The 24,609-nt window shown below is 37.9% G+C and carries 17 protein-coding genes; 13 read left to right on the top strand and 4 right to left on the bottom strand.

Annotated elements, in window-relative coordinates:
- Nucleotides 1-19: 19 nt before the first annotated feature.
- From A2W93_07715 to A2W93_07760, 10 genes are all read left to right on the top strand, one after another.
- Nucleotides 20-967 carry a hypothetical protein gene (locus tag A2W93_07715; protein OFY53082.1) on the top strand — a complete coding sequence of 316 codons (948 nt, stop codon included), beginning with the start codon at nt 20-22 and terminating at the stop codon, nt 965-967.
- Nucleotides 968-973: 6 nt separating this feature from the next.
- Nucleotides 974-1,675 carry a hypothetical protein gene (locus A2W93_07720; protein ID OFY53056.1) on the top strand — a complete coding sequence of 234 codons (702 nt, stop codon included), beginning with the start codon at nt 974-976 and terminating at the stop codon, nt 1,673-1,675.
- Nucleotides 1,668-2,411 carry a hypothetical protein gene (locus A2W93_07725; protein OFY53057.1) on the top strand — a complete coding sequence of 248 codons (744 nt, stop codon included), beginning with the start codon at nt 1,668-1,670 and terminating at the stop codon, nt 2,409-2,411. The genes A2W93_07720 and A2W93_07725 overlap by 8 nt, the downstream gene beginning before the upstream one ends.
- The gene (locus A2W93_07730; protein OFY53058.1) at nt 2,392-3,198 is read left to right on the top strand and encodes a hypothetical protein; all 807 of its coding nucleotides are present in this window, start codon (nt 2,392-2,394) and stop codon (nt 3,196-3,198) included. Before A2W93_07725 ends, A2W93_07730 begins: the two co-directional genes overlap by 20 nt.
- Nucleotides 3,199-3,225: 27 nt before the next feature.
- Nucleotides 3,226-5,142, top strand: coding sequence for a hypothetical protein (locus tag A2W93_07735; GenBank protein ID OFY53059.1), 1,917 nt, complete (start codon nt 3,226-3,228; stop codon nt 5,140-5,142).
- Between the two features lie 11 nt (nt 5,143-5,153).
- Complete coding sequence (locus tag A2W93_07740; GenBank protein OFY53060.1) at nt 5,154-5,945, top strand: hypothetical protein; 792 nt, start codon at nt 5,154-5,156, stop codon at nt 5,943-5,945.
- 127 nt (nt 5,946-6,072) lie between these two features.
- On the top strand, nt 6,073-6,378 hold the full coding sequence (locus A2W93_07745) for a hypothetical protein (GenBank protein ID OFY53061.1): 306 nt from the start codon (nt 6,073-6,075) through the stop codon (nt 6,376-6,378).
- A gap of 21 nt (nt 6,379-6,399) precedes the next feature.
- Complete coding sequence (locus tag A2W93_07750) at nt 6,400-6,786, top strand: hypothetical protein (GenBank protein OFY53062.1); 387 nt, start codon at nt 6,400-6,402, stop codon at nt 6,784-6,786.
- Between the two features lie 236 nt (nt 6,787-7,022).
- Entirely contained in the window at nt 7,023-7,439 is a 417-nt protein-coding gene (locus A2W93_07755; GenBank protein OFY53063.1) for a hypothetical protein, read from the top strand.
- A gap of 298 nt (nt 7,440-7,737) precedes the next feature.
- Nucleotides 7,738-8,637: a hypothetical protein gene (locus tag A2W93_07760; GenBank protein OFY53064.1), complete on the top strand. Its 900-nt coding sequence runs from the start codon at nt 7,738-7,740 to the stop codon at nt 8,635-8,637.
- Nucleotides 8,638-8,795: 158 nt separating this feature from the next.
- On the opposite strand, the gene A2W93_07765 is transcribed toward A2W93_07760, so the two are convergent.
- From A2W93_07765 to A2W93_07780, 4 genes are all read right to left on the bottom strand, one after another.
- Entirely contained in the window at nt 8,796-9,197 is a 402-nt protein-coding gene (locus A2W93_07765; GenBank protein OFY53065.1) for a hypothetical protein, read from the bottom strand.
- Nucleotides 9,184-10,359 (bottom strand): hypothetical protein, encoded by a 1,176-nt coding sequence (locus A2W93_07770; GenBank protein ID OFY53066.1) that lies wholly within the window; start codon nt 10,357-10,359, stop codon nt 9,184-9,186. Before A2W93_07770 ends, A2W93_07765 begins: the two co-directional genes overlap by 14 nt.
- A 4-nt stretch (nt 10,360-10,363) precedes the next feature.
- The gene (locus A2W93_07775) at nt 10,364-10,624 is read right to left on the bottom strand and encodes a hypothetical protein (protein OFY53067.1); all 261 of its coding nucleotides are present in this window, start codon (nt 10,622-10,624) and stop codon (nt 10,364-10,366) included.
- A gap of 99 nt (nt 10,625-10,723) precedes the next feature.
- Nucleotides 10,724-11,605: a hypothetical protein gene (locus tag A2W93_07780; GenBank protein OFY53068.1), complete on the bottom strand. Its 882-nt coding sequence runs from the start codon at nt 11,603-11,605 to the stop codon at nt 10,724-10,726.
- A 1,027-nt stretch (nt 11,606-12,632) separates the two neighbouring features.
- Between A2W93_07780 and A2W93_07785 the strand changes: the two genes are divergently transcribed.
- From A2W93_07785 to A2W93_07795, 3 genes are read left to right on the top strand one after another with little or no spacing between them, the layout of a single operon-like run.
- Nucleotides 12,633-14,156, top strand: coding sequence for a hypothetical protein (locus A2W93_07785; protein ID OFY53069.1), 1,524 nt, complete (start codon nt 12,633-12,635; stop codon nt 14,154-14,156).
- 26 nt (nt 14,157-14,182) lie between these two features.
- Nucleotides 14,183-23,860 (top strand): hypothetical protein, encoded by a 9,678-nt coding sequence (locus tag A2W93_07790; GenBank protein OFY53070.1) that lies wholly within the window; start codon nt 14,183-14,185, stop codon nt 23,858-23,860.
- Nucleotides 23,838-24,437 carry a hypothetical protein gene (locus tag A2W93_07795; protein ID OFY53071.1) on the top strand — a complete coding sequence of 200 codons (600 nt, stop codon included), beginning with the start codon at nt 23,838-23,840 and terminating at the stop codon, nt 24,435-24,437. Before A2W93_07790 ends, A2W93_07795 begins: the two co-directional genes overlap by 23 nt.
- Nucleotides 24,438-24,609: the final 172 nt, after the last annotated feature.

Below are 24,609 nucleotides of genomic sequence, written 5' to 3' on the forward strand. Positions count from 1 at the left end.
GAAAGATATGAATACCGACATATATATAAATGCAGTAGGGAAACATGTTCCTGCAACGATCATCTCAAACGAATTCTTTAAAATCAAGTCAGGGCTGTTGCCCGATGAGATTGTTGCAAAGTGTGGTGTAATTGAAAGAAGGGTAACTCAACCACATGAAAACACAAACACAATGGCTGTTGAAGCTGTTAAAGATGTTGTCAGAAAAATCAATTTTGAAATTTTCGACGTTGATTTGATTATTGGTGCGACATATACCCCATATGACACCGTTGGCTCACTTGCTCATACAATTCAGCGCAAATTTCATATTTCTAATGCAAAATGTCTCAATGTTAATTCTGCTTGTTCTTCATTTCTAAACGCATTGGAAATTGCCGAAAGCTTTATTACTTCGAAAAAAGCAAACAAGGCTCTCATCATAGCATCAGAGAATAACTCAGTATATAACGACTTAGAAGATCCCAAAAGCGGCTTTCTCTGGGGAGATGGAGCCGCTGCAGTTGTGGTATCCGGTAAATTAACAGGCAACAATGATTTACACCTGATCGATATTGACACAAAAGGCCTAGCCTGTATTGGGAAAAGTATTGATGCAGTTACGCTACGGCCAGCTCGGGGTGGATTGCGGATGGCGTTGGGAAAAGATGTATTTCATTATGCCTGCTTAACTATGATTTCTGAAACTGAGCAATTGTTATCAAGAAACCAGCTCTCACCTAATGATATGAAATATTTTCTCCCACATCAGGCAAACAAAAGAATTATTGAAGTGGTTTCCCGCAAATTAAAGATTCAATCTGATAACGTGCTTTTAAATATTGAACAACTTGGAAACACAGGCTGCGCAAGTACGCCGCTGCTATTGGCTGATAACTGGGACAAATTTGCAAAAAACGACAATATCGTTATCACGGTTTTTGGCGGAGGATATTCAAGTGGAACGGCATTATTGAGGAAAATTTAAATTATTATGAATACAAACGAAAAAACGAAAATCACCGCAATTATTTGTGCTTACAATGAGGAAAAGACGATTGAGGAAATAGTTTGTAAGGCAACAGACTATTTTTTCGATGAAGTTATTGTCGTAAATGACGGTTCTACAGATGAAACAGATGCTGTCTTGAAAAACCTACTTAATTATTGCAGTTTCAAATACATTGTTCTTGTTGAAAATATGGGAAAAGGGTATGCAATGGCATCTGGAATTGAATTGTCATGCGGTGATATTATTGTATTCTTTGATTCCGATTTATCAAATTTAAAAGAAGAGCACTTTGAAACACTCATAGTTCCTATTCTAAACAAAGAGGTTGATATGGTACTTGGCCAACCAAGTGAAACTACGGTAGACTTCCGTAAAAACCCATTGAAGTCTTTGTCAGGGCAACGTAGTTTGCTTAGAAAAGATATTTTGCCAATTGTGGACAAAATGAAGGAGACCCGATACGGTGTTGAAACTCTCATTAATTTGTATTACCGGGCAGAGGGGAAAAATGTAAAGTACGTGCTGTTAAAGGGACTTGCTCATCAAAATAAATTCGAAAAAACTTCTCCTCCTAAAGCAATGACAGAATTTATCAAAGCAGGACACCAGATTGTCACTACTGCCTTAAAGAACTTCTCATATATCTCCAGAATAGCAAACTCAACAATAAAGAGCAATGATTAGACCCAATAACATTAGTGTGATTATATGCGTCTATAATGAGGAGAAAACCATTATGGACGTTATATTAACGATTGTCGATTATTTCGAGACATGCGAAATAATTGTTGTAAATGACGGCTCAACTGACACAACAGAGCAAATAATCAAACGTTTACAGATAGGTATCGAAATCAGGTACGTTCCTTTGCAACAAAACATGGGCAAAGGATATGCTATGGCCACCGGAATTGAACATGCAACGAATGATACCATTCTCTTTGTAGATGCAGACCAAAGAGAGACCAGATATGAATATCTTGAAACTATTTTGGACTCATTTTACAGCAATAACAAGGTTCGGATGGGACTTGGATACACGACCGTGAATATTGCTGGCAGAGAAATAAATCCAATGAAAATTCTTACAGGTGAAAGAATCCTGTTTAAATCAGACATTATACTGCTGTTGCCGAAAATGAAGGAGTCTAGATTTGGGGTAGAGACACTCCTGTATCTATTTTATCGATCCAAAGGATATCAAATGGAGTTCATACATCTGAGAACTCTGAAACATTTATCCAAATATGAGAAAAGCCCCTTTTTTCAGGCAACTCGCAATTACATTGTGGAAGGACAAGAAATATTGATAACGGCATTCAAAAACCGACAGATGGTAAAACAATCAATTAGAAATACGCTTAATGTCAATTTAAAAAAATATTTAAACAAGAAACAAAATGCAGCAAAAAGTTATTGATATCAGAAAGCAAATTTTGAATAGCAATTCAAAGTTGCTGAAAAAAATGCCTGATTCGGTTTTGTCAATATTAGAGAAAATAGTTAGACAGGATGAAATGAATTACATGCTATCAAAGTATTCGCAAAACATGGGTGTTGATTTCCTTTCAAATATTCTTGCAGAAATGGATATCCGGATTGACGTTCAGGGAATAGAAAACCTTCCTGATCAAAGCAAGTGTTTTTTTGTAGCAAATCATCCTTTTGGCATTGCTGACGGCCTGGTGTTAACAAATATTGTTGCGCAAAAATACGGGGAGCTCAAAGCAATTGGCAATGATGTTTTCATGCTCATTCCTCAAATGAAACCAATAATTGCAGCTGTAAATGTTTTTGGGAAAAACAGCAGAGAATATTATATGGAACTGGAAAAAGTGTATAAATCGGATATTGCAATTACGCATTTCCCTGCAGGCTTAGTTTCCAGAATTAATAAATTCAAATTAGCTGAAAGCACCTGGAAAAAGAGTTTTATAACCAAATCAGTAGAGTGTCAACGGGACATTGTTCCAATACATTTTGTTGGCCGAAACTCTATGTTATTTTACTCTGTGTTCAAATTTCGCAAAGCATTGGGCATAAACGCCACTCTTGAACTTGCACTTTTACCACATGAATTTTTCAACAAGCGAAACAGGACAATCAAGGTGGTAATCGGAAGGCCTATTTCTTATAAAACTTTCAACAATAACAAAAGCAACGAAGAATGGGCTCAATGGGTAAAGAATCAATGCCTGTCAAATTGAAAATGGTTTATATTATGATATTTACCAATGATAAATAATAATCATATTTTTGGTGTGCTTCTCATATTTTTGATCCTGATAGGGTTTTCAGTTTTCACTACACCCAGAGTCAAAGATGAGCGCAACGCCGCTGAAAACGCGAGAAACAAGAATTGCACAGCGAAAACAATATCTATACATTCATCAAAGCAAATTCTTCGTGGCAAAATTAAGATGATCAGAAATGATCGTAGCCAAAGCAGCAGCAATGTTTGTCCAGACGGCAGTGATTTGACTGAGAAAAACAATATAGAATCAAACGAATCTAATTCCATTACATCAGTTTGCAGAGACACGAATTACGTTTTTGAAACAAAACTTATGCGCATCAGTATTTCATCAACTGGAGCAGAAATAAAGCAAATAGAATTGAATGAGTTTAAGACTGGCGATTCAATGCCATTGAAGTTTTTTTATAATAACGAAGCCAATTTTGATTTAGCATTTTCCACTAATAGCGAAAAACTCTCCACCTCTGAAATGCGGTTTGTTCCAGTTTATACAAATAGATTATGTGATAATGTTAGTAAAGATTCTCTTGTTGTAGTTTTAAAAGCCCCGGCATATGACAAAAATAGGTCAGAAGTCGGGGCTGTTTTATTTAAGTATACTTTTTTTAATAATTCATATCAAATAAATCTAAACATAGACTTTCAGGAAAACGCTGCTTTCTTAAAAGAGGGAAAACAGTCAATGGAAATTAACTGGAGTGCAGATCTGGCAACAAAAGAAAAAAAACGGGATAAGGAATGTTCTGCAAGCACTATTTATTATGCCAAAGAAAACCTCAAAGTTGATAATTTAAGCGAAACCGGCAATGATGAAGCTGTTATTAATACTCCTTTGAAATGGATATCATTTAAACAACAGTTCTTTTCTACATCAATAATAGCAAAGGACAAATTTGTTTCTGCATGTCTGAAATCGCTGGATAAGGGTCTGAGTGACCCATGTTATCTCAAAACCATGCAATCCTCATTGTTTTTTGAGTACGACGCTAAAGAAAACAATTCCGTTGACTTTCAAATATATGCTGGTCCAAATAAGTATAGTAATCTGAAACCATATAATCTGCATCTGGAACATCAGATCCCACTTGGATGGAGCTTTCGCCCAATTGCATGGGTAAATCAATATATAGTGATTCCTGTATTTAACTGGCTGGAAGGATATTCACTCAATTACGGAATTATTATTCTTATTCTGACAATTCTTCTCAAAATCGGATTATCCCCGATAACGATTAAGACTTATATCAGTTCTGCAAAAATGAGGGTTTTAAAACCGGAAATTGAATCAATCAACAAAAGATATCCAAATTCCGATGATGCTTTAGCAAAACAAAAAGAAACGATGGATTTGTACCAGCGGGCTGGTGTAAACCCATTTTCCGGATGTATTCCTATGTTATTACAATTCCCAATACTCATTGCGATGTTTAATTTCATTCCGGCATCTTTTGAGCTTAGGCAACAATCATTCCTTTGGGCTGATGATCTTTCGAATTATGATTCTGTCTTAGACCTTGGGTTAAATATCCCATTCTATGGAGATCATATCAGTTTGTTTTGCTTGCTTATGACAATCTCAACAATTATTTACACAAGACTAAATGAAAAATTAATGGGCGACAGTTCTGGTAGTATGCCAGGAATGAGAACCCTGATGTATATAATGCCGCTGACTTTCCTTGGATTTTTCAATAGCTATTCGGCAGGATTAAGCTATTACTATCTCCTGGCTAATATATTTTCATTCATCCAAATATTCATAATTCGCAAAATTTACAACGAAAAGAAAGTCCGTGAGCAAATGAGTATGCCCAACAAAAAGAAAAGAAAGCGTATGGGCTTGCAAACCTTACTGGATGCAGCTATTAAAAGCAGTCAAAAGCAATCGGAATAAAATATTCAATCATGAAAAAAACAGCATTAATTACTGGCGCAACTATGGGTATCGGATATGAGCTTTCTTTGCTGTTTGCTGAAGACTCATACGACCTTATCCTGATTGCCAGAGATGAGCTCACCCTTCGAAAAATGAGAAGCGACTTTCTGTTGGTTTATGAAATTGATATCCATATTATTGCCATTGACTTATCCCGATCAACAGCCGCAAGAGAAATATTTGATGCAATCAGAACTTTGAATTTAAAAGTCGATGCATTAATCAACAATGCGGGAATTGGCGATTATGGCTATTTTTCTGACCAAAACCTGACGGATATTAATAAAGTGATGATGGTTAATATTATTGCTCCTGTTGAGTTGACAAGGCTCTTTGTCACAGAAATGATTGAGAGAGGTTACGGGAAAATACTTAATATTTCTTCTCTGGCAGCTTTTGTCCCGGGACCGAAAATGTCGGTTTATTATGCAAGTAAAACGTTTCTTCTTTCATTTTCCGAAGCTTTGGCATGTGAGCTAAATGGGACTGGTGTGACAATTTCCGTATTGTGTCCGGGTCCCACAAAAACAGGATTTCAAGCTGCTGTAGGCAGCGAGAATTCAATTTTATCCAGATTCAATTTATTGTCTTCGCCAATCGGAGTAGCACAACAAGCTTATAAAGATTTGTTTGCTGAAAAGAAAATTATTATACCCGGATTAATAAATAATTCGCTCAGATATATTTCTGTCATTTTTTCCAATAAACAATTAGCTAAAATCGTATTTAGGCTTCAAAAATTGAACAGACATGAAGCGTGAATCAAATTCAATCCACATAAATAATGACCATTGTTAAATTGATAACAATCTCTAAGCGATCGCCATGAAACATTATACAGGAATACCAGAATTACTAAGAGACCTTAATTGCACAAACGATGTTCTAATGCAAATTGATCCATCCGAAAGGGTTCGATATTTAATGATTGTTGACTCAGAAAATGGATCTGAAATAACTGATTGCGAATGCCATATAATACTCAAAAATAGCAAAATAATTACTCTTAAACAACTTGTTTTAATAAATTGTATTCAAACGACTTGTCTTTACTCTGGTGATGAATTAATGGACTATGGTGATTGTTTTGCAATTGAAGATATTCAGCGAATCATTCTTGTTCACGGTGTCAATGGCATACAGGTTAATTATGATTTTGAATTCGGCATCTGGGAGTATTTCATTTTGGATTAAATTATTTATAAATGGATTTTATTGATATTAGAATTTACTGATGATGAAATCACACCAATACACACGAAAAACATGAAAAGAGAACCAACTTTTGAAATAGCAAGAAGCAGAGATAAAAAATATTATTGGAACTTAAAAGCATCTTTTGGACAAGTTCTTTTAACGAGTGGGATTTATTCATCAAAGGATAATTGCATTGAAGGCATTGTGTTGAGTAAGGAAAGCATTAAAAACTCAAACTTTCTGCCTCAGCAAACTACGAATGGAGAGTATTACATTGTTCAAATATCCATTGACTGTCAGTTTCTCAGCAGAAGTGAATTCTACTCTACCAAAGAAAGTATGGAAATTGGATTGATCGCAATAAAAAAGTGCATTCCAATTGCTGACATATTTGAAATTTTGTGAAACATCCGTCATTTATTCAAGATAATCCTGGTGTTGAAAAGCCGGGATTACATTCATTTATTACCTCCAAAACAAAAAGAACTTTCAAAGAAAGAAAAATGCGCACTAATGTTTGCTTACTTTTCCTCTCTCCCACCATCTGCAATCTGATTCGTTAATTCCAAATCAAGCTCCAGAAATTTTGGAGCATTTTTGAATAGATGTATTTTTAAAAGTAAACGTAATTTGGAAATAACATGTCAGATAGCTTTGAAAACTCCAAAAAATATTTTGCTGTATTTGATTTTACCAATTTGAAAATATTTTCGCCCAAGAATTACTGTTCTGTTCATCTTTTTTACCAATACTTATTCGATTTTTACCATTCTGAACAGTTGAATCATTTGATTTTACTCAAATTGTACCCGAAATCGCCTAAAAAACGACAAAAAGCGTTTTTTGACGTCGTTTTCCGAAATGTTCATTTGTTCGAATTGAACATTTTACTCTCAGGTTGCTTATCCATAATGGATTTTGCGATGTTCAAAATTCCAACAATGGCTCTGCCACACTTTTTCAGGTCAGTTTATTCAGAACGGATGTTCAAGTTTGTCAACTTTGGTTACAGTTTGTCAACTTTCGCCACATTTGGCTCAACGGGCCATCGGCGCTGATGTATTTTTGATTCATGCCTTTTGCGAATGAATTTGCAAACCGTTCGTAAAGCTGGCTTAACGCAGTACTGAAACTAATTTAATTTGAATTGCCATGAAAACAAGAACGTTTGAAGTGCCGGTGGAATCGATGGTTGATTTTGCCGTAATCATCGAGGAAAACAGCCTTAACAATACTATTCAAGGCACCAATGATGATGATTAAATTGTTGTTGAAGTGCACTATGAGCCTGACGACCGCGATGGCGTCTTTGAGTTGTTAGAATTGCTCTATCCCGAAGATGAAGATGACTAAACAATGCCGAGACTGGGCGGGCAGCTTTGCCATGGCTGTCCGTCCGTTATTTCAAAACAAAACAAAATGGACACATCCATCCGCATCGAAGTTCCCGCCGCGATATACAATCAGCTTGTGCGAATCCAGGAGAATCGCAGGCAGGCCGAAGGCCGTAAGCCATCGCTGTCTTCGATTATTCTGGATTTCTGCTCATCTTGCATCAATGATGAACAAACCAGCTCAAAAAATGTTCAATCCGCCGGTAATTCTGTACAAAACAATGCTGCAGATGTACAAAACACCCGCTTATTCCAGTCGGAAGAAAACATGCAAAAGCGGCTAACAAGGTGGGAAGACAGTCTGTTGAGATGGGAGACCAATCTCAATATAAGAGAATCAAGACTCAGAGAATCTTTACACGACTTTGCTGAGCAACGTGAAGAGATTCATCAGGCCCGCCTCCAGATGCTTGAGGAGGAGGAAGAGCTTCCACGCAAAAAACCGCTTGCCGGACCGGAAGAGATCATCGAGAACAAAATGATGTCGGTGGAGATCAAAGACAAGAACGAGAAAATCAAAAAGCTTAAAGAAACAATCAATATACTTGAAGAAGACCTCGAGAAGGCCCAAAGCGCAGCAAAGCCGCTAAAAGAACCCTCATCTTTTCTGAGCATCATCAAGGAATACTGGCCACTGATCCTGGCCGGCGCCGGGCTTCTGTTCACCTATTTCAAGAATCAGAAATCAGAATCGAAAAAACAAAACGAGCTGATGGGAAAACTCCTGGAGTCGCTTGGAAAAATCGATTCTGGGGACAAGGAAAAACTGGTGAAGAAGTTAATGGATGGGGTGAAAAACGCAGAAGGCTTGAATAAAGACTCTTTTTGCCGAAAAGATGATCACAATTCTGAATCAAGTTAGTTCGTTCTACGTCTCGTTCACAAATGAACAATTTGGCAACAGTTTCCCCTAAGAACCTCTAACAACAGCATTTTCATCCAGACTCATCCCGCACAGTGATATAATCACGTATTATGCATCAAAAGAGTCCAGTAAGCATTATGCACAATAGTTGTAATTTAAATTTCAAAAAAATTACGAATAAATCGTCTGACTCCCTGCAATCTCTTCTTTTTCGCATAATATGAGTCGTAAAACTTTTTCTTTTTCTCTTCCTCATATTGACGCCCTTCATCTATTCGTTCTTCGCTCCATTGATCAGACCAAATTATTACTCCTTTAGTAATCCAATAATGAGATCTACAAGGCAATTGCCAATTTCCAATAGATGGGTAAAGGGTTGGTCTATTATTTACCTCTATAAAAGACCATTCTGAGGGCCCAAGTGGTGTAATAATTTTATTCATGCAACCACAGGGACATAAATGCCCTGCAATTCCGAACTTTTTTGAGACATATAAAACACCTTCATCAAGTTCCTTTGGCAAATAATACACTTTTAATAATTTAATCTTTTGCATTTTCTCCAACACAACTTAATCCATCAATACAAAACAGTGTATGGTAAAAAGAATTATCATCAGAGTAAAATCCCCGCAATTGCTTATATTTTATTATTGCTAAACATGCATTTAGTGCATTAAGTTCCGAAATCTGAATGCTACTTTTATAAACATCATCAGGTATGTCACAGAGTGGAGCCAATCTTTTATCTACAATATTTTGAGCTGACTCCTTTGAGAAACTTGTAACCCGGAGTGTCCCACTTATTGGTCCAGAATCTTTATCAAGCCCCATCCCAACATCAATAAATGGAATTTTTAATTTTATTAGTAAATCAAAAATTTCAGCACGTGAAGCCCCACAGTCTACACATACAAAAGCAAATGACACTCCTTCCAAATCATGCGCTGAATCAGATGTGATGTTTTGTGAGAGTATGTTTACATTCTTACGAAAGTTGCTATAACGAAGCCTATATACTTCAGCTTTTCTTTTGCCAAGCTCCTCTTCACTCAATTTTCCAGGTGATCTAAAAGCATTATGAACATAATACAAATCTGAATCGAACCCTCTAATCTCTTTTACTGGAATTTTCACGATGAAATCCAAGAGATATGCTCCTGTACCGCCAAGTCCAATAATGGCAATAGTGTCGTCTTCAAGGTTTGCATTTAAATCACCAATTTCCGCCCTACTAGTCAGTGTGTCTCTAAAATTGAACACAGATTCTGAATCTTCTGACATGACTCTGAATGTATAAGGATGAACATCAAATTTATTCATTGCTGGCCCAGAAATGATTGTAACATAATTCTCGATTTTTTCATACCAATCAGTAAACTTTCCAGCAATTGGCTTATTGGAAAATGATCTTTGAACCTTAAGATCATCACTAGCTAATGTTAATTGCATTTCTGCACCACCGAGATTTCTAATAGGCTCGCCATTTATTTCATATGGATGGCTACCACAAAAAAATATTTGATGATCATGCATCCTGACTTTATATTGATCTACTGCAATTAATTTTGAAACGATTGCTCCCGTTTTTAAATCACCATATTCATCTAAATATGGAATATCTCTTACAACTAGATGATTGCTATCAACGGATAGTGCATATCCCTTCTTCAGAAGCCTGTCAATATCTTCATTGTGCTCAGCAAGTCTTGTAGCCATATTATTAAGATTGACCTGTGTGTTTGACTTTGAAAATCATTCCATCTTTAACTTTTACAACACCACCCGGGGGCAAAATACCAGCAGGTTTATCACCATGACCTCTTTCATAGGTCACAGAATACGTTCGTTCCGGATGTTGAGGAAAATCGGAGAAGGCTATTGTTACAACTTCTTCATATGAAATCACATCCTTTTCTACTTGATAAGGAGGCTCACCATTTACTATGATATTTACCTCTTTTTTTTCTTTTGTGTTTTGCATTTTCTCAGTTTTAAACGTTAATTTCCATTTACGCTACAAACATACAATGACATGGCGCAACCTACTTGCGTCATTAAAAAATTACAAAAAAAATTCTAATTAGCTATTTTTGTATGTGCTTATGGCCTTTTTTAACATTTGCTGAAGCGTATTTCGAACTGACTTTGGAGTTAAAACAGTTGCTAAGCTTCCATAACTGAGAATCTTCGAAAAAAATTCATAAGAAGGCTTAACTGACACCTGAATAACAAATCTATCAATGGTATCTTCTATAACGATTTGAGAATGATGAATTGGCAAAGTTTTCAAATAATTTCCTTGTTCAGGATCAAAGGAAATAACAACATCAATCGGATCCACATCAGCAACAGTAATACCAAACGAGAATTTGAAATATTCCTTACTGTCAAAAGAAATTTCGTCGAAAATCTCTTCTGTTATTGTAACATCAATAATTCTATCCAATGCAAAAGTGATTAAGCGGTCATACTTCACATTTATTCCAATGATATACCAAAGTTGCTTATCTTCTTTTAAGAGAATTGGCTTGATCTTATGACTTTTAATTTCATCATCGAATTTCTGATATTCAATTACAACAATACGCTTTTTTGATATAGCATCTAAAATAGAGGCTATAAGTTCTGTACCACCAACTTGAGGATGTTTTTCAGTCTCAAGTAGTGTTTCTTTTTCGAACAGAGCTTTAATTTCTGGGGAAATATTTGAATTATCCAAAACTTTTTGAACTGCATTCGTTATTTGCTTGAAAATAGGGTATTCTTTATATTGACTAACAGTTTTTGCATAAAAAAGCAACGCAGTCACTTCCTCAGGTTCTAATTCTAAAGATGGAAATATATTATTAGGTATTTCGGAGTAATAATATGATTTTGTACTTTCATCATAAAAAATCGGTAAATAAAATCCTAAATCGGTATCTTCTGCCAAATCTTTAAGATCCGTTTGAATTGTACGCAATTTAACTGGCAAACCAGCTTCATTACAAATTTCAACAAGTCGACTAGTCTTATGTTTTCCACCTCTACGTAAAACATTATGAATAATTCTATATCTTTTTAACGCTTCTTTATTTTTAGGCATAATTTGAATTTTTTTAGAGAATGTCCAGATTCAAAAATACGATTTTTTGTAAATATTCATTTGAATTGAAACAATTTTTTTAATTGAAATACCCATCTTCATTTATTGAAAATTCAATTTATCTCAGTCTGAAGAACTATTTTTTCGGCGTTGGTTGGCAATCGGTGAAATTTGAATTCAGGTTTTCATAGAATGCAGTAGTAGCTGCTATTTTGATTTGATTTGATGAGACATGCGGTATGCTTTCCAATCGTGAATGCTGAAAATGCACTGAAACCTCTATTGAAAATTAAAGAAATTCAACAACAAATCGTTGTCGACACCTGAATTCTGATCACGTGTTACAATAACCAGAAATCAGACTCCAAAAAACAAAGCGAGCTGAAGGGAAAACTCCTGGAATCGCTTGGTAAAATCGATCCTGGTGATAATGGGGGAGGTTGGAGAAGACGTTGGCGGAAGGAGTGAAAAATGGCTAAAGTATTTAAGAAAATGAGCAGAATAAAAGAACCGGAAATAAGTTAATTTGTAAAGATTTGGATTTATTTACATAATCTGAATTACAATGCCCTGCAAGTATTTATAAGAGATTTAAGAATGAAAATACATTCTGACAAAATCTCAATTATTAATACTATGAGCTAATTTTCGGCGACAATATTCACGGTATTATCGATAAGAAACCTCATGTCTGCGTTAATTACATGTTAAGCATTAACGTTATATTTGATTATTTATATATTTGTATCGCGATCTTAAGTTTTACGATAAATGGGTACTCCAGTATTGAAATAGAACATGATTGATCTGGCGCAGTGAACGGGGTTTCAAAATCGGAATGCAATAATACTTCAGGATCAGTTTTCATTTTCGCTTTTTCACTGTCGCTGTCAAAAACTTATTAATGCTGTCAAACATGAAATTGTTTATAGGAATTTCTGTAGTAGTTTTACTATTATTGTCGGGACTTTTGTCTCAGGCACAGGTTAAAAACTTCTCCACACCCCGAATCTGGCTGCGGGCCGATTCGATGGGAAATGGCAATGTCTGGAAAGACCTGAGCGGAAATGGCTATCATGCACACGGACATCAGGGCCAGTTCAATCCGGAAATGGGGTTGTTCAACTATCAGCCATGCCTGATGTTTGATTCAGTGTCTCATCCGCTGTGGGTCGATTACACAGCACATAAAAAATCGCCAATGATTGCATTTGCGGTTTATAAACCAACGAATACAGCTGAAGAAGCCGGAATATGGGCGCTGCGGCTGGATTCGGCAGGGCAGGTAAAACTGACTTCGCAGAAACTAGGCTTTTTTGGCAGGGATAATCTATACAACGATTCAACTTCAACTGAGCCTGTTTTGAACCTGCTTAAAATGAGCTGGAAAGGAAAAGATATTGACACCAATGTGAGCCGGCTTTATCTGGCAGGTACCGATTCACTTGATTTCAGGGGAAAATTTGCAGAGTTTATGTTTTTTGACAGCACCCTCAAACAAAAGGAAATGCTGCGCATTCACACCTACCTTGCTATAAAATATGGCATCAATATACGCGAATTCAATTATGTGAATTCGACCGATTCAGTGCTTTGGGATTATGAAACCGATTCGCTTTACAGCAATAATATTGCAGGAATCGGGAAAGATTCATTATTGCTGATTGACCAGAAACAAAGCTGCGGACGCGGTGGAGAAGCCAATCTCAGCATTGCAGTCGCAACGCATTATGAAACAAACAAACTGAATCCGACAACAATAAATGAAATGGATTATCTGATCTGGGGCGACAATGGGAAAATGCTGAACACATTCTCACCCGGCGATAGTCTTTCGCAATGTGCATGGCTGATGAAAAAATCCGGGGCAACATCTAGCAACATCAATACACAATTAATAGTTCATGCACCTGAGATAACTGATGCCATGACGTTGAATCTTGTGATCAGCCGCGAGACCAACTTTGCATTTCCGCTGAATATGGCAGAAATTGCTTTTGCAGACAGTGTTGACACGCTTGGTAATTATTATTTCAGCGGCATCAACTGGGACATTGACAACTCGGGCAGCGATGCATTTACTTTTCAATTGACCGACACTTTATCAGTTGTTGAGCGTAGCCAGATAACACAAACAACGAACGGCAACAATAACAACAATAGCGATAATCAGAATACGGCTTCCATTTCATCCATTGAGGTATATCCGAATCCGACCAGCGCCGAATACTCAATAGATATCCGCCTCACGCAAGATGCAGACGTAATGGTGAGCATTCAGGATGAAGGTGGAAAGGCTATACAGAAGACAAAATACAATGGTGCATCGAGCTATCTGATCAAAGGAACACTGACTGAAAAAGGTTGCTATCTGATCAAAATTGAATCGGGTAATGATGCAAAAATTGTAAAACTGATTGTTCAATAAAGTTATCACACAGAATTCAATCCGGTATGAAAAGTTCAATAATCATCGCAGGTGTAGTTGCCATAGCTTCGGCAGCACTCATATATAATTTTGTTTCATCAGACAGCGACAATTTTGTCAGCAACCATAAAAACCAGTTGCCAAACTCATCGCAGGAGAATTCCAAAACTGAGGAATACGAAGCTGAGGTGCTGGCTCCTACAGGGCTTTCGAAGCTGGTGTACGAATCGCAGAATATCAATACCGGTGTGATTGGTATTGATGCTGAAACAAACATTGATGATCCGCACGACAACACATTTATCGTGTATCTCGACGGCGATGTTGAGAGCGGGCGCCAGGCCTGGCTTGAGTATGATTTGTACGGAGCCGAAGATTTTACTTCGGTGAGCCGGACTATCAACGATCAAATAGCTGTTGGTGGTGCATTTATAAAACTCTCGCAGGAATGGAGTGTTCAGCGCGAGAAGATTGATGCGAGCCAGCTGCATAAGGGTGACAACATTGTACGCTTTTCAATTCCCGGCAATCAGGATTTTAATTACACGGTGAAAAATGTCCGCATTCGTTTTGATGAAAGTGTGGACATGAGCCGGAAAATTGTTCTCAATCAACCGATGTCAAAAAGTTATTACAACCGCTATGGATACATCAGTGGTTTTGTAAGCGGCAACGGCAGCGAGAATGCAAAGATTTATGCCAATGGCAAACTTGTGCGCAGCAATCAGGCCATATTTGAAGGAATCGTCGATCAGATTGCTTCAAACGGATCCGACTGGGAAGCAGTTGTTACCGCCGTTTTCGCCGATGGACAAATCATCAGCGACACTGCCCGTTTCTGCAATCCGGCAACATGTGATTTCAGCAATGAGATTACTCCGGACATTGCATACAATGAAACATTAGTAACTGCCCAAATGCCGGTACACATGAATATTCCCGGCTTCGAACTAAACGGAGAGCCCGGCTCAGTTACAACCAAAGTAAAAATGTCAGTCACCGGATTGCGTTCGCAGGACATGGCTTTGCCGCGCCTTTCGATGGTGAACGTGACCGGCGCAAGCAATGGTTTCCGCTGTCTGCCTCACGGAAATCTGTTTGCAAAAGAAGTTGAAGTACGCATAAAATACGACACAGCGCGCATTCCGCAAGGCTATGGCCCGAAAGATATCCGCACTTTTTATTATGACGAATCGCAAAACGATTGGGTCATGCTGCCCTACGACACCGTTGACATAGCCAGTTGCGAAATTGTATCGCACACCAACCACTTCACCGATTTCATCAACGCCATTCTGAAGACTCCGGAAAGCCCACAAACACAAGCCTTCACGCCGACTTCGATGAAAGATATGAAATATGCTGATCCGATTGCTCATATCAACATGATGAGCCCACCGCAGGCGAATAACAGTGGAACAGCGAATCTTTCATTGCCCATTCAGGTTCCTGCAGGACGACAGGGAATGCAACCACAGTTGGCAATTACCTACAATAGTGAAGGTGGAAATGGATGGCTAGGTGTTGGCTGGGGAATGAATACTCCGAGTATTAGTATTGATACACGGTGGGGCGTACCTCTTTACTCTTCAAGCTTTGAAACAGAAGAATATTTTGTAAATGGTCAGCAGATTATTCAACTTGAAATTTCCGCAAACGATACAACTCGGGATACAGTCTTACATATGAGTAGAAGCAGAGTAAGAGCAAGTGGAGATATTAATTTTTCATATCGGGTTGAAGGAGCATTTGATAAAATTATAAGACATGGTAGTAGCCCAAGTACATATTGGTGGGAAGTTATTGACAAGCAAGGAACACAATATTACTATGGCAAATACAGCAGTGATCCGGGAGTAAATCTCAACTGTGTCTTAAGGCAGCCAGGAACAAATAGTATTGCACATTGGGCGCTGGCAGAAGTGCGGGATTTGTATGGGAACTATGTTAAATATAATTATCAGATAGTTACACACTCAGGGACACCCGGAAGCGGAGGAAAACAGATATATCCACAATCCATAGTTTACACTGGATTTGGCAACACTGATGGCTTGTATTCAGTTAATTTTGTATACGATGCGGGAAGAGACGATTATCAGATTTCTGGACGATATGGTTTTCTGGAAGTTACGGACAGGTTGCTGTCGCATATAAATATTTCGTTTGATGGTCAATATATCCGGTCGTATGGAATCAAATATAAAACCGGAGCGTACAATAAAAACCTGATTTGCGCCATTGCTGATATCACAGATAGTACACAACATGGAGTAACAAAGCAGGAGACTTGTGAAACCTTGGATACAATGCATATTCCGGGAGTGAAAGTGCATACATTTCAATACTATGAAGAAGAGGGATTAGAGTTTCGTTCTGTCATTGATACATTATTCACTCAGCCAGAATACTCGGAAACTTTGTTTGAGGGTGATTATATAGACACAGAAACACAAGGTATTGGAAGGAGTAAGGGCACTACCACTGGAATTGGAGGATCAATTTCTTTAGGTCTTGGCACAAATATTTTGTCTAAGTCAAATTCGATAGGATTGAATATTAATACCTCCGTAGGAACATTAAAAGAAAAAATTCAAATTTTAGATATAAATGGTGATGGCATACCTGACAAACTAGAGAGAAATGGCAACTCCTACAACTTGTACAAAGGATCATTGGATAGCAATAAAGAACTTGTTTTCAGCACAACACCACACAATCTGAATACGCTTCCAAACCTTGGCAGAAACTGGAATTATTCGAGAGGAATTGGAGCGGAAATCCAGGCTAATTTACCTTCAATTAATGGCTCTGCAAGCATCTCCAAAAACTGGACAGACCAATACACTTCAAGCTATTTTGCAGACATTAATGCTGATGGTTACATTGATTACGTTGATGATAATAAGATTTACTTCAACAAACCAAACACGAGTAATAATCCGGTTTTTTACGAAGAAGATGGAAATATAATTCAATATTTTCCAGATGATGAGTGCTATTTCATCATTCATGACGGAGAAATCGATTCATCTTTTAACGAATACAACGATGTTGATAGTACAATGATTCGAAGAGACCCTGTTAGACTTTGGATTGTACAGGACAGAGGAGAAATTGTGATAAACAGCTCATTGCAGAGAGCGGCACCTAATCCTGCCCACAACACACCAATTCATTACAGTATCCAATGGAATGATTCAGTTATATTGTGCGAAACTATTTCAGCACATGATACCTTAACACATGACACATCTCTATGTATTACTACTGCAGAAAAGGGGGATCGCTTCTTTTTCAGGATGCACTCCGATGAAATGCATGGCTTAGATGATGTCAGTTGGGACCCCGTCATATATTCCCACAAAGGAAATAACTGTTTACCGCCGACTAATGATTTCAAAGATGCTAACGACAAATCATTTTACAAATATCAATATTCGACAGATGGATTTGTCAATGATGAACAGTTTTTTATTGCGCCGTTATCAGGAAAAGTTCTAGTAAAAGGAAACATTAGCAGCCCGGCACAAAGTGACTCGCTTAATTTCATGATTAAGCACAATCAAACAGTTCTGATGGATGTTGTCTATCCGGATACCAGCGCCTTTGATACTACTTTTTATTATGATCTGAATGTAAATGAAGGGGATTCTGTCATTATTAAACTGGCGAGCAGCTCAAATGTCAATTGGAATGACATTATGTATGATGGGAAAGTACAGTATTATGAGGCTGATAGTGTTATGATTGATACATTAAGCCAATACCAGTCTATTGATATTTACCCCTCTTTGCAAACAACAATCTACCCGAATAGAATGCGAAAGACGGGTTGGAAAAACTTAAGCAGTGGCACACATATCTTCTATCCGGCACTTCAATACTCAGTTCCAGCTAGTGCAAATGGAACTGTGACTTTTACTGCTAAAACGAAACGAGACTTGGTCGCGAAGAAAACTTTAGAAATACAAAATGGTCAAATTGTCGGAACTCCGAGTGCAAACAAATTAATGTTTACTCTCAATACAACAGACACTGTGTTTTTCGATTACTCAGCCACTGATAGCGTCTTACGTGATATTTACGCAGCTCAGATAATTGATTCTGTAACCAGTTTGCCATCAGGGGCTGGATATCACACAACATTCCCTGATGAGATAAAAATGATTGGTTCTCTTTATCGTGGATGGGGACAATTTTCATATTACGACAATACAGGATTGCATGACTGCTTTATTGATGAGAGTTTGCTATACCTTGATACAACTGGGATTTATTCAAATTTGTCAACCTTTCCTTTGTCTCAAATTGATACAAATATGACTTTTGATCAGGTTGAAAATTTATTTCAGTCTAACGGCATACCTGACATTTATTCAATGTCATTTGTCCCTATGATTGCCGACAATAAAGATCACAGATGGGTCGATTTTTTCAAGAGTGCTTATGTCGAGCTGGGAAACATGGGTTGTGCCTACGGTATCGATTATCTTATGTCAACAACATATGATACGAGCGTATTTGAAGAAGACGATTTTCCATTTCCGGGAATTAATGATCCATTGGTAATGGTAAATAGTAGCGGAAACTCTCTGACTGTGAAAAAGCAAAGCAGACAAATTGATAAGTCCTTTTCATATTCATTTGGCAACCCGACCTTCAGCATCAGTACGACAAAAAGTGAAACGGAATCGAGATGTTTGCTGGATTTTATGGACGTGAACGGTGATCGGTATCCGGATGTAGTCGGCTATGATAAGATCCAATATTCAAACCCTCAAGGTGGAATTTCCATCAATTCAATTGCGCTCAGTGGAATTTATCCCAGTCATGGGACAGGAACTGCAGTTGGGCATTCTTTCGGCCTAAAAACTGAAGGGTTCAGAAATAGTAACACGTCAGGAAGCTCAAAATCAAAACATGGCAATCTTGATGGCTCATTTGGTATTGGCACTACTAATTCCAATTCAAATGTTGACTATATATATTCAGATATCAATGGGGATGGGCTTAATGACCGTATAGACAAATCCAATAATGTTGTTTATCTTGGTCTTGGTTATGGTTTTTTCTCTGGCGAAGCATGGACTGTAAATAACATTTCAGCTTCATGTTCCAACTCAACGTCTCTAAGCGCGGGTTTCAATCTGAGCCAGTACAGCTGGTCATTGGGAATTGGAGGTAGCAACAATAAAAGCTATGACAATTATTCGATGATGGATATTAACAACGATGGGCTTACAGATGTTTGCTATATCTCCGGAAATTCTCTTAAAGCCTATGTTAATACTGGGAACGGCTTTACAAATGAAACACTTGATGCTGGCTTCGGTAATAAACTATCCAAGACGTCATCCAACAATATAGGAGCAAATATTTCTGCAACAGCAGGAATGTCGTTCTTGTTTGGTAAATTGGTTTTTTCAGGATACGGTGATGTTTCGTATAATATTAGCTCCTCGAAATACCGTTTGTGCGATATGAATGGTAACAATACTTTGGACTTTGTTTTTGTTGAAGACGGCATGATTAAAGTGAAATACGGAGTTCCAAAAAAAGTAAACATGTTGAAGAAAGTAACTACTCCAACAAAGAGTTCCTATACTATGGATTACGCGATGACGTACCCAACTCGTAATAATCCGCAATCGAAGTGGGTTTATTCCTCGCTTATGGTTTATGACGGATTCAACGGCGACGGTCAAAATACGACATATTACAAATATGCATACGACAGCGCATTTTATCATCGTATGGAGCGCGAATCATTTGGTTTTGAAATTGTCAGAACCATGCAGTATGATAATTTTTCGTCCTCTGGAATTTGCTATCGGACTTCAGAAGAAAAATACCACAATGACTATTATCTTTTCAAGGGATTGAAAAAATATGATGTATCAAAACAAGGCATCCATAAATATGTTGAAACCTATTATGTCTGGGACAGAAAAGAAATTTCAACCGGAAGAATTATTCCTGCCGATTCGGCGCAATGTTTTGGTCCATATTACCCAGCTATTTCGCAGGAAGATAAATACTTCTATGAAGGACAAAGTGCCTATCAGATTCACACCAGGAAAACGTATCGTCATACAAGGTTTGGCAATGTAAGAGAGTACAAGAATTATGGTGATGTTGCTTATACTTCCGATGATTTTACTGCCACAATCACCTATTCATATAATATTCCTTCCAACCTGCTTGCTATGGTGAACCAGATTGACGTGCAGGATGTTTCAAACAATCTTTTACAGCGCAGAACCGGATCGTATAATGGAGTTGGAAGAATATCCAGCATCGGATCTTTTGATGGAGCCAATACCGCATATACAGATATTGATTATGACTCCTATGGCAATATAAGCAGCATTCTGTTCCCTAAAAATGTCAACAACGAAAGACTCTCTTATACTTATAAGTATGATCCGGTAGTTCATACTTATCCTGTTTCTGTCACCGACTATTGGGGAAACAGTTCCAGCACGGTATATGATTACAAACTTGGGGCACCACTGATAGTTATAGATATGACTGGAAACAGAATGCATTATTCTTACTATGCCGATGGAAAGTTAAACACTGTGACCGGGCCAAATGAAGTGTTGGCAGGTATTCCATTTACAATAAAATGTGAGTATTGGGATGAAGCTGGAGGTTCGGCTGCAACACGTTGGGCAAGGACCCGGCATTATGATCCGATCAATGCTAACAATGAATTTGTAACGGTGAATTTTTCGGATGGATTAGGCCGTTCTATCCAATTAAAACAAAAAGCAACTGTTGAAGGAGTTGACCTCATGGTGGTTTCAGGCAGAACCGACTATGATGCTTATGGGAGGGCATACCGCACTTCATTGCCAACCGATCAGGCCCTTGGAACGGAAATTATTTTTTATAATTATGCGCCAACAAATTTTGCATCAACTACTTTTGATCTTCTCGACCGACCCCTGCTTCAAACCGCTTTTGATGCAACAACAGTCAGCTATACTTATGGTTTCGGACAGGATGCCTTTGGAAAAACATGTTTCAAAACCAGAGTGACCGATCCAAACGGTAAAAAAACTTATAAGTTTACAGATGGCCGTGGATTGAACACATCTGTTACTGCTCCACTCAATACTATTACAAAATTTGTGTACGATCCTTTAGGCACACTTTTAATGTCATACGATCCGGAGGATAATACCTCAACATACGAATATGATTTGCTTGGCCGATTGATCAGCCGCAACCACCCTGATGCCGGAATAACAAGATATAAGTACGATTTAGCTGGAAATGTATTGGCAACTCAAACCCAAAATCTGGCAAATAATTCTCAGGAAATACAATACGACTATGCACATTGCCGTTTGGAACGTATTGTTTATCCGCAAAACCCGGAAATGAATGTCTATTATGAATACGGTGCACCCAACAGCGGTAACCAGAGCAGCCGCCTTATACGCCAGCAGGATGCATCCGGGGTTCAGATTTTTGCCTACGGCAACATGGGCGAACTTATCAAAAATATTCATACATTTGTTGTACCCGGCGGTAGTCATTACACCTTTGAAACAAATTGGGAGTACGACAGCTGGAACCGTATGAAAAGAACTGACTATCCGGACGGTGAAAGAGTTACATATCACTATGATAATGGAGGAAAGCTCTATTCAATGGATGGGGACAAATACGGCCAGATGTACGATTATATCAATGCAGTTTTTTATAACAAATACGGCAGCCGGACAAGGATAAAATATGGTAACGGTACTAATGCTGAATATGTATACAACCCCTTGAATCAAAGGCTCTCAAATATGTTGAGTTATGAAAACGGCGGAGCCGTCATGCAGAATATTAATTATTCGTATGACAATGCAAGCAATATTACCTCTGTAACGAATAGTTCGGATTATTTGAATGGCCATTTAGGCGGTGATTACGGCCATGAATTCAAGTACGATGATTTGTACCGATTGACTTCCGGTTCCGGATTTTTTCAATCTGGTATTGTTGGAACAATAGGATATAAACAAACGATGAAGTACAGCGCTTCCGGAAATATTGTGCGTAAGACTCTTGATGCATCAGAAGAAATTGGTGGCGGAATTCAAAACATAGATTATAACCGGAAGTATGAATACAATGACCGGCCGCATACAGTAACCGAGACCGGTGATTATTTTTATAAGTGGGATGCCAACGGCAATCAAATTTGCAGAGGCGGACAGGGCGACAGACTGCTATGCTGGGATGAGGAAAACCGCTTGATGGCTGTCAATGATATGAGCGAACGCCCAACCTACAGTGCCTATATTTACGATGCAGGCGGCGAACGCGCATGGAAAATGGCCAGCGATGTGGTGTCCATGTACATAAACGGTCAGGGAACAAATTATGCCGAACTGGTAAAGACGCTGTATGTAAATCCATATATGGTAGTCACAGAAAAGGAATATACAAAACATTACTACATTGAAGGCGAGCGCGTCTGCACTAAGATTGGCGGCGGCTTTGGCCACGGCCCGAATATTCCGGTTGAGGGAGAATTGCATCCCTTAACGGGAGATTATGAAACCATGCAGAAGAAATTGTGGGAAATGACAATGCAATTTGTAAAATGCACTGATGGTCCTGAAATAGCCATCGGAGAGAAACTCAAACCAGCCCATAATGGTGGTGATGAGGTTGAGAAGCTGCAATATTTCTACCACCCCGACCACCTCGGCTCCAGCTCCTTCATCACCGATGCCACCGGCTACGCCACCCAGCACCTACAATATCTCCCATTCGGCGAGACCTTCGTAGATCAGCAAAACGGCTATGACAGCCGCTATACCTTCTCTGCTAAAGAAAAAGATGATGAAACGCAGTATTCATATTTCGGTGCGAGATATTATGATAGTGATTTATCTGTGTGGCTGAGTGTGGATCCGATGAGTGATAAATATCCGAGTCTTTCACCTTATGCATATTGTGCAAATAATCCGGTGATATTGGTGGATCCGGATGGGAAGGCAATAAAACCAGCCAATGTAGAAGCTGATCTCGCCATAAACTGTTTGTTCCGGAAATATGGAGGGGAAAGAGTGTTTGGACTTACTCAAATCAAATCAGATGGTACAAATCCTAATGATTTTAATAATAGTTACTATTCTACTTCATACTCAAAAAGCAAGTTTAAAAAGGAATACAACTCATTTGCAAAGAGTAATAATCTTTCCAAACAAGATAAGAAGAATGCTATGAGCCTATTCAAAATTTTAAGCTCAGAAAAGGTTTATGAAGTTGGGATCGCAACATCAAATTCTACTGGTCAATCAAATAATTATCAAGTTGATACAAGAAACCCAACTGTTGCAACTTTTATAGCAGCAATTAATGCAAGCAATAATCTTTCAGGTAGTCAAACACAAAATGCTATAAATACGCTTATACCTCAAGGATCTCCAAATGGGTCAAATCCTGATGGACAATTTGGATTCTTTCCGGATAACAACAATACGGTTATAACGAATACAATGGTTACAAGCACAACTATAGATCCGAGAAACCCTGATCGTATTGTGGCGCCAGTTGCAGGTATTTTAATGGTAAATCCAACCACATTGAATTCAAGCACATTTTCTGCGAGTTCAGGCGGAAGAACTCAGCAAGATGTTGATAATTCTGCAGTTCAGGCTGCTATAAATGCATTGGCTGGTTCACAATAAATTCATTAACGCCATGAAGATAATTAAATTGATTGTTTTGTTTGCAATTGTATTTGCTAATATAATGGACAGCACAGCTCAAACATTTGATCCAGCTGATTCAATTGACTATCAGTTGAAAATCGTTAAGGAGTATAATGACACTATTAAGTGCTATGGTACTAGTCAATATGCAGACTCTAACTTTGTAAAGGATGGAGTTTGGCTAATATATTCTAATGACGACACCACTAAAATACTTGAGGTTGTTTCAATATTTAATAAAAAAAGGAATGGCTTATCTAAAGTATATTTTTCAGAAAACAGCTATTTTTTAATTTGGTATTGTGAGAATTCGATAAGGTCAAGAAGTTTTGTCATCCACAAAGAGGAGTTGCCAGATAATAAAGACTACAGAGATTATTTTTTGATAATGTATAATGGATTCTTATCATATTACGAAAACAACATATTAAAAGTGTATGTTATTTTTGAAAAAAACATTCCATTTGTGTCGTATTACTATAATGACAATGGGATTTTAACTGGTATTATTGAATATGATAGGAAGGGAAGACCATTAAAAAAACCTCGATAAAACCTAAACTCCCACTGCACTGCACCACTGCAACATCCAAGATAAATCCTAAATGTCCATCCCAATATTGGTAAAACACTGAAATTCAATAAATCACATCAAAGCCGGCCACAGCGCCGGCTTTGTGCATATTGGGTTATCAAATGAACTGATTTCTGTTCATTTCTGAAAA

It is taken from the genome of Bacteroidetes bacterium GWF2_43_63 (assembly GCA_001769275.1).
Taxonomy (GTDB): domain Bacteria; phylum Bacteroidota; class Bacteroidia; order Bacteroidales; family DTU049; genus GWF2-43-63.